Source organism: Nitrosomonas sp., from assembly GCF_022842015.1.
In the GTDB taxonomy this organism is placed as follows: Bacteria; Pseudomonadota; Gammaproteobacteria; order Burkholderiales; family Nitrosomonadaceae; genus Nitrosomonas.
In genome coordinates, this window is record NZ_JALHQJ010000108.1 from 1 (window position 1) to 6,102 (window position 6,102).

Here is a 6,102-nt window from a genome sequence, read left to right on the forward strand (position 1 = left end):
CAAACGACGAAAACTACGCTTTAGCCGCTTAATTCGGCTAGCCTCTGCACCGATGGGCCTCAACGCCGGGTCTGGCAACAGACAGCAGAGTTACTAACGAGGATCGCGTTCTATAGGGTCACTTTATAAAACGTTAAACACAAGGTGACTCGCCTGTCATCAGCCTGCCAGTTGGCGGTTGCCAGGTTAAATCAAATAACATGGCTAAGTATGTAGAACTGTCTGTAGAGGGCTTGCGGACGCGGGTTCGATTCCCGCCGTCTCCACCAAAAAACGGTCTAATCCAGACCACTCAAGACCAACTAAGACCCATATAAAACAGGGTCTTAGTTCCAGTCTCACAAATCCCCCATTAGTCTCGGTTGGTCTCCAAAGGCCTCGGTTGTGGCACAAAAATGACACAAAATTGCCACAAGTCGTTTTTGCCGATACTCACACCTCAGCCTATGGCACAGAAAATTGCCGTCGAATGCGGCAACATATTTTCAGCGAACTCTCCCCGATTGCCGGAGATTTGGCGGCTCATTATGTCAAAACGGCTGAACGCTCAAGTTTCGAGCAAGCAAACCACGATCTGCAAGATATTTATAATCAGCTGCGCATTGAGGATCTGAATCTATGCGCTGATCATGAAGAATTGCTCAATGCTGCCAAGCACTATGCAGAAAAATGTTATCTGGCACGTAACCGCACAAAATCTCCTTCTGATGCCTATCAGGCTTGTTTGCGCATTGTCGATCACTATCAAGTCAAGCGGCCATCCATCAAAGGTGAAGAACTGGAACCGGCTCTGAACCGGATGGTCTGCCATCACTGGTGGTTCCGCAGAATCAAAATATTGCGACTACGCAAGATTGAAACCATTGCCAGAAATATCGAGCTGGTTAGCCGCCTGCGTGGCACTTATGCCAGCGACTACACCATTCATGCTAAGCGCAAACAAAAAGAAAGAAATCGTCTGTATTTGGCCACGAATTTTGTAAGCAACCAAAACGGCGAGATTTTTTCCCTGCAGAACCTAGCCGATCGCTCTGTATCCAACCCAGCGATTCGCCGTGCTGAATTGATGACACGTATCCGAGGTTTTGAAATGGTTGCCGATCATCTGGGTCATGTGGGTGAATTCTATACCGTGACCACTCCTTCACGTATGCATGCCTGTTTACATCATGGCGTAACCAATCCACGCTATGACGGCACCAGCGTACTACAAGCGCATGAATATCTCACTCATATTTGGTCATTGATTCGCGCTGAATTGCATCGTCAGGGTATTCAACCCTATGGCTTCCGTGTCGTCGAACCGCATCACGACGGAACCCCGCATTGGCACTTATTATTATTCATGCCGGAGAAACACCGTGAAGCCGTGAGGAAAGTTATGCGTCATTACGCACTTCTGGATAATGGCAACGAACCAGGGGCACAAGAGCGCCGTTTCAAAGCAGAAGCGATTGATCCAGCCAAAGGCACGGCAGTAGGCTACATTGCCAAATACATCTCCAAGAATATCGACGGCTTCGCACTCGATCAAGATTTATATGGCAATGATGCTGTAAAAGCCTCCGAACGCATTACTGCTTGGGCAAATACCTGGGGCATTCGTCAATTCCAACAAATCGGCGGCCCAAGCGTGACTGTATGGCGTCAATTAAGAAAGCTAAATCAAACCGACGACCCCGAACTTGAAACCATCCGTCAATCTGCGACTGCCAGCGATTGGGCGGCCTTTATGCTGGCGATGGGAAACCCTGAAGCTCCGCATCGTTCCCATGCTATCAAACCATTCTATGATGAGAGCAAGCGATTAAATCCAATGAATGGTGAAGTATATTCTCCTGCAACTGGACGTTATGGCGATTCTGCTCCATTGCGCGTATCCGGAATACTTTGGAAAGGATCGAGCTATAGCACACGTAAACATGTTTGGATGCTTTTCAAAGTCGACAGCGAGGACGTGACATTAAGGAGCGAGGCGCAAGCCGAGCGCACGCAATGTCACGCCGGAGCTGTTTCCCTTGGACTTGTATCAATAACTGTACCAACCCCATTTCATCCTCAAAAGGTTAACCATGAAAACCCAACTCAACACTAAAAAAAGTAAAAATATAAATATCATGAATACATTTAATCTTGAAGAAGCGGTTTCCTTAATCTACCGGCTTGCTGTTCTGAAACAGGATTCGCCTGAATCCGGAAAAAAATACAGCATCACGCAAATCGGCCATATTTGCGGCATATTGACGCTTAACGATCAAATTGAGATTGTAATCAAATTTCATGATGAGATGCGCCAATTCACAAAAGAGGAATTTCAAAACCAAGTGACTGTTTTGAATTAGCAGGACATTTATACTATTTACTATTAAAACAAATAGCGTACTATAAGAGTCACTATATACTCTCATAGTCACTATTTATTATGGAAACCAGTCAAAGAAAACTGTTTGATCTAAACCTCAATGAGGAACAAGAGCAAATTATTTTAAAGAACATCAAAGAATTCAGGGGTGTTGGCACGACTCTGGAAAGCGCACTAGGTGCTTTGATTATGGGGCAATACTTCGGCTGGCGTGTTCTTAAGATACTTCATAATCCCTTGACCTATCGCCGTTATGAAAAAATCCTGGGTCTTAATTTTCAGGATGTCTGCCCGGAAACAACGGGATACAGCGAAACTAAAAGCGTGGGTTATGCCATCACACAAAAAATAGGTAGTTTCTGGGCTGTGGTGATGGGCAAACGAAAAGTGGAGGATAAAGGCTTAATCGAGAATCAAGGGGAAGTAGAAAAGCACGTAACCAAGCATATTGCCGATAATGCTGGGGAAGAGAAAAAATGACTTACTCCGATCTTGTCACCATTAAAAAATTTGCTGAACTTACAGGTCTTAGTCCTGAAGCTATACGCCAATATAAAAAGAAAGGACAGTGGAGAGAAAAAATTCATTGGATAAAAGCACCGAATGGAAGGGTCTTCATCAAAATGAAAGCAGCTTACGCATGGATAGAAGGCAAAGAGGCATAACCATCCGCGGCAATAGCGCCCAGATCGCGTTCACTTATCAGGGTGTGCGCTGTCGGGAAACTATCCCTATTCCACCAACCAAAGCGGCACAAAAGGAACTGGCGCTTAAACTGGAATCTATCAAGTACGAAATAAAAACTGGAACTTTTGATTATCTTAAACACTTTCCATTCAGTAAAAAGGCGAAAGAACTTCGCAAAACCCGTCCAGATCGATACACCATTCGCGAGGGTTTGAAAGATTGGCTACAGCGCGCCCAATCCAGATGCCAGGCAAGCACACTACGCGATTATGAAAGCGCAATATATCACCACTTAATTCCAACATTTGGCGAACTTACGATTGATGAACTATCGGCACTCAAAATTAAAGAATGGTTAGCTGATCTTCCATGTTCCAACAAGCGCAAAAACAACATTATGATTCCCTTGCGCCAGTTATATGACGAAATGTATCATGATGAGATTATCGCCAAAAACCCTCTAGATCATGTGAAGAATCTTCCGATCCATACGCGAGAACCCCAACCCTTCACACCCAACGAAGTCGCCAGTATTTTAAATGAGCTTGCAGGACAAGAAAGAAACCTGATTCAGTTTGCGTTCTGGACGGGACTCAGAACTTCAGAACTGATTGCCTTACGCTGGAAGGATATTGATCTGGAACAGAACTACATCCATGTTCGGATTGCTAATGTGAGAAATCACTTAAAAGGCACTAAAACCAAGTCAGGAGAGCGCACAATCACACTTCAATCCCAAGCAAGAGAAGCTTTGCTCAGTCAGCAAACCTACACTGAAAAACTAAAAGAAACTGTTTTTCATAATCCACGCCACAACAAACCTTGGAAAGACGATCAAGCTATTCGCAAAACGGTTTGGATTCCGGCACTGGAACGAGCTGGCATTAAATACCGCAATCCCTACCAAACCCGTCATACTTTTGCTTCAACAATGCTTTCGAGAGGTGAGCATCACATGCAGGTTGCAGAGGAAATGGGACATAAGGATTGGGGGCAGATTAGAAAGAGCTATGGACGATATATTCCACAGAAACAAAGGTAAATCTTAGTTTGAGCACTGCTTGGCTCACCACGCCGGATAAATCTGGGCACTGGTTCATTATAGTTTCAGTTAAAAAGCTCATTAAACAACCACCAGCTTTAGCCGACAGTTGTTTAGTTCCTATATTAAGCAGTTGGTTGCTAACAATTCTTCTGCATACTGTCAACAATCAAGAAGCAGATTGCTAATACTACGGAAACGCCGGAAACCAACCACCACAACCACTCAGTGATACAAGCATTAGTATAGTTAATATAACTGTCAGTTTTTTTGTCATTTTATTACTCCATATAAGATTGAAAGATTGATCAGCAGCTTTTTAATTGAAGCGATCTTTCCTAATCTTTATTGTTTACCATCTTTAGATATCAGACGGAGATGTATTATTGCATGAACTTATCTTGATGGTTTAATTAAATAAGCTTAAACTGAACTAGAAGAAATTTTTGAAACTTGTAGAAATACTTCAAAATGACACAAAAATAGCTGAGGTAAACAATAAATGATTGATATATCAAATATAGATCAAGGTTCGATTCCCGCCGTCTCCATTTAAAAACACAATAACATCCAATATGATCCTTAAACCCGCGTAATAGCGGGTTTTTTATTGCATTCAGCGTCCATTATTGGGTAATATAATCCTATTGCATCCACATATTAACAGGGGCAACTCTTCGGGGTAACTCCAAACATGTATAGAGGAGTTACCCCAATGTCACTGACTGATACCGCAATACGAAACGCAAAGCCAAGTCTGAAGCCGATCAAGTTGATTGGGATCAACGCCACTTCTGCATCCAAGACCCGAACGGGGTTTATTTGGACATTGTTCAGTCTTTTGAATCGACCGAAGAATATCAGAGATGATTATATCTCGGAATAGGAGCCTCATAGACCTCAGAAATATCGGCAAGAAAATTGCCGGTCGGTTGAATGAAGTCGGGATATTTTCCGAATACGATTTAAGGCGAGTTGGTGCTGTTGGCGCACATCGCATGATCAAGGAGAGGTATCCGAATGAAACATTGCCGGTTTGTTACTACCTGTATTCATTTGAAGGAGCTTTGACTGACGAACATTGGGATGAAATCGGTGAGTACAGAAAACAGCAGCTCAAGGCACAAATCGGCTAACAAGGCGATGTACCGGACGCCTTTGGCGCCGGTGATCTTTGACGTTATGTCTTGCGTGAAATGAGTTTGGAAGTGTTCAATTGAAAGAATGTGATGGTAAAGACTATAGTATATGAATAAGTCGTATGGCGGGACTCAGTCGCCGTCTTCATGCTCATTCGCCAGTAGTGTTTTTAGCGCATAGGCATCGACGTCGAATTCGGTGGTGTCCGAAACCGCAGCCAGAACTAGAGGCGCAATGCGCGACCACTCTTCTTTGATCTCGAAATCACTGAAATTGACCGCGGTCGCCTCGGCGTACATTTCATTCATCAGCCGCTTTGCCCGCGCTTCGTAGGTCTCGATGTCAGGATTGGCACCGGGGGGGATGTTTTCCTCGATCCAGTTCGATGCCCACTTATTGAATCGCATGCTCATGATTGCCCACCTATCTCCTGCATTGTAGTCTGGGCCGGTTTCTCGGGCCACTATAATCCAACCGATATTTCGGTCCAAGTAAATACAAGAATACTTCATAGTATTGAAGTATTCAATACTGTGGTGCAGTATTATTTTGATATGTGCTGTCAAAAATGGAGTCCATCGGTTTAAGCAACAAGCAGATTTGCATAGTATTGCTGCGTAAATTGTGCTGGTGACAAATAGTCCAGTTTTTCAATGCCGCCAATTGTCATTGCTTTTTTAATTCTATTTCTGAATACTTTAGATTTGAGCGGTAGAGGAACTGCGTACTGTGGTTTGATTGAATCGTAACTATAAATAGAGCTTACTCAGAAATTCAGCGATCAGTTATGCGCTGCCAAGTAGAAATTCTGGTTTGAGATGAATTGGCAGGCACGCGCAAACGGAATTTCTCTGTGCATGCTCTTTTTTGT

General features: G+C 43.7%; 7 protein-coding genes and 1 other RNA gene. 7 read left to right on the forward strand and 1 reads right to left on the reverse strand.

Translation table 11 applies throughout. The annotated features are described in order from the left end of the window. The 7 genes from ssrA to Q0C11_RS14115 form a co-directional block, all read left to right on the forward strand. Nucleotides 1-269, forward strand: a transfer-messenger RNA (tmRNA) gene (gene ssrA, locus Q0C11_RS14085); the annotation flags it as partial. Nucleotides 270-406: 137 nt separating this feature from the next. Beyond that, a complete protein-coding gene (locus Q0C11_RS14090; protein WP_293009032.1) occupies nucleotides 407-2,095 on the forward strand; it encodes a replication endonuclease in 1,689 nt (562 codons plus the stop codon). 22 nt (nucleotides 2,096-2,117) lie between these two features. Beyond that, nucleotides 2,118-2,342 (forward strand): hypothetical protein, encoded by a 225-nt coding sequence (locus tag Q0C11_RS14095; RefSeq protein ID WP_293009034.1) that lies wholly within the window; start codon nucleotides 2,118-2,120, stop codon nucleotides 2,340-2,342. Nucleotides 2,343-2,422: 80 nt separating this feature from the next. After that, on the forward strand, nucleotides 2,423-2,842 hold the full coding sequence (locus Q0C11_RS14100; RefSeq protein WP_293009036.1) for a hypothetical protein: 420 nt from the start codon (nucleotides 2,423-2,425) through the stop codon (nucleotides 2,840-2,842). Then, complete coding sequence (locus Q0C11_RS14105) at nucleotides 2,839-3,027, forward strand: MerR family transcriptional regulator (RefSeq protein WP_293009038.1); 189 nt, start codon at nucleotides 2,839-2,841, stop codon at nucleotides 3,025-3,027. The genes Q0C11_RS14100 and Q0C11_RS14105 overlap by 4 nt, the downstream gene beginning before the upstream one ends. Continuing rightward, complete coding sequence (locus tag Q0C11_RS14110) at nucleotides 3,003-4,091, forward strand: tyrosine-type recombinase/integrase (RefSeq protein ID WP_293009043.1); 1,089 nt, start codon at nucleotides 3,003-3,005, stop codon at nucleotides 4,089-4,091. Before Q0C11_RS14105 ends, Q0C11_RS14110 begins: the two co-directional genes overlap by 25 nt. 866 nt (nucleotides 4,092-4,957) lie before the next feature. Then, nucleotides 4,958-5,227: a TfoX/Sxy family protein gene (locus tag Q0C11_RS14115; protein WP_293009045.1), complete on the forward strand. Its 270-nt coding sequence runs from the start codon at nucleotides 4,958-4,960 to the stop codon at nucleotides 5,225-5,227. A 135-nt stretch (nucleotides 5,228-5,362) separates the two neighbouring features. Here the strand turns inward: Q0C11_RS14115 and Q0C11_RS14120 are convergent, their stop codons facing one another. Beyond that, nucleotides 5,363-5,797 carry a DUF768 domain-containing protein gene (locus Q0C11_RS14120; protein WP_293009047.1) on the reverse strand — a complete coding sequence of 145 codons (435 nt, stop codon included), beginning with the start codon at nucleotides 5,795-5,797 and terminating at the stop codon, nucleotides 5,363-5,365. Nucleotides 5,798-6,102 lie beyond the last annotated feature (305 nt).

Coding starts and splice junctions, on each gene's coding strand:
- Q0C11_RS14115 (WP_293009045.1), top strand. CDS start 4,958: ATGATTATATCTCGGAATAGGAGCCTCATAGACCTCAGAAATATCGGC.
- Q0C11_RS14100 (WP_293009036.1), top strand. CDS start 2,423: ATGGAAACCAGTCAAAGAAAACTGTTTGATCTAAACCTCAATGAGGAA.
- Q0C11_RS14095 (WP_293009034.1), top strand. CDS start 2,118: ATGAATACATTTAATCTTGAAGAAGCGGTTTCCTTAATCTACCGGCTT.
- Q0C11_RS14110 (WP_293009043.1), top strand. CDS start 3,003: ATGGATAGAAGGCAAAGAGGCATAACCATCCGCGGCAATAGCGCCCAG.
- Q0C11_RS14105 (WP_293009038.1), top strand. CDS start 2,839: ATGACTTACTCCGATCTTGTCACCATTAAAAAATTTGCTGAACTTACA.